This window comes from Streptomyces sp. 13-12-16, from assembly GCF_002114215.1.
Taxonomy (GTDB): domain Bacteria; phylum Actinomycetota; class Actinomycetes; order Streptomycetales; family Streptomycetaceae; genus Streptomyces.
This window is the reverse complement of sequence record NZ_NCTE01001421.1, coordinates 1-1,159: the sequence shown is the minus strand read 5'-3', so window position 1 is coordinate 1,159 and position 1,159 is coordinate 1. Positions and strand designations below refer to the sequence as shown.

The following is a 1,159-nucleotide window of genomic DNA, read 5'->3' as shown; positions in this document are numbered from 1 at the left end:
GGAACACGTGGTGCTCCTGGGTGACCAGCCCCCCCTGCCGCCGCAGCCGCTCCGGGTCCAGACCCGCCACCGGCACCCCGCCCACCGTCACGCTCCCCGCGGTCGGCGCGTCCACGCCCGCGAGCAGCCGGCTCAGCGTGGTCTTGCCCGCCCCGGACGGCCCCACCACCGCGAGCCGCTCGCCCGGCGTCACCGTCAGACCGACCCCGCGCAGCACCTCGACGCCCCCGTCGTAGGCGTAGCGCACCCCGGTCACGTCGATGCGGTCGTCGGCCGGATCCGGACCGTCGCCCCGCCGGGCCGCGCGCGGCGCACGCGCCAGCCCCTCCACCCGGGCGAACGACGCCCCGCTGCTCTGCAACTGCTCGACCCGCATCAGCACCTCGTCCAGCGGCCCGCTCAACTGCAGCAGGTACAGGGAGGCGCTCACCACCGCCCCGAGGCTCACCGCGCCCCGCTCGTGCAGCACCCCGCCGATCAGCAGCACCCCGGCCACCGGCACGGCGTACGACACCTCGACCACCGGGAAGAACACCGTGCGCAGGAACAGCGTGTGGAACCGGGCGCGGCGGGAGGTCTCCAGCGCGTCCCGGCAGGCCCGGACCCGCCGCTCCTCCAGCCGGAACGCCTCCACGGTGCGGGCCCCCGCGGCCGTCGCCGCGACGATCTCCGCCACGTCCGAGTTGGCCGCGCCCTCGGCGAGGTAGGCGTCCCGCGCACGGCGCAGGTACCAGCGCACCGCGAGCCCGATCGGCGTGAGACACAGCAGCCCGAGGGCGCCGAGCAGCGGATCCACCACCACGACCGCCGCCATCACGAACAGCGACTGCACCCCGTTGACCAGCAGCGAGGGCCCGGCGTCGCGCAGGGTCGTACCGACGGCGGTCACGTCGGCCGTCCCCCGCGCGGTCAGATCACCGGTGCCGGCCCGTTCCACCACCGACGAGGGCAGCCCCAGCGCCCGGTCCACGAACCGCTCCCGCACCCGCGCCAGCGTCCGCTCCCCGAAGCGGTGCCCCACGTACCGGGCCCAGCGGGACAGCAGCAACTGCGCGACCGCGCACGCCACGATGACCGGCGCCAGCCGGTCCACCACCGCCACCCCGCCCCCGTCGCGCACCTCGTCGACGATCCGCCCCAGCAGCCAGGGCCCGGCCAG

Annotated in this window: 1 protein-coding gene; it reads right to left on the bottom strand. The window is 76.5% G+C overall.

All coding sequences use genetic code 11. From position 1 onward, the window contains the following. Window positions 1–1,159, bottom strand: a 1,159-nt coding sequence (locus B7767_RS41955) for an ABC transporter ATP-binding protein (RefSeq protein ID WP_107486648.1), incomplete at both ends; no start/stop codon positions are given.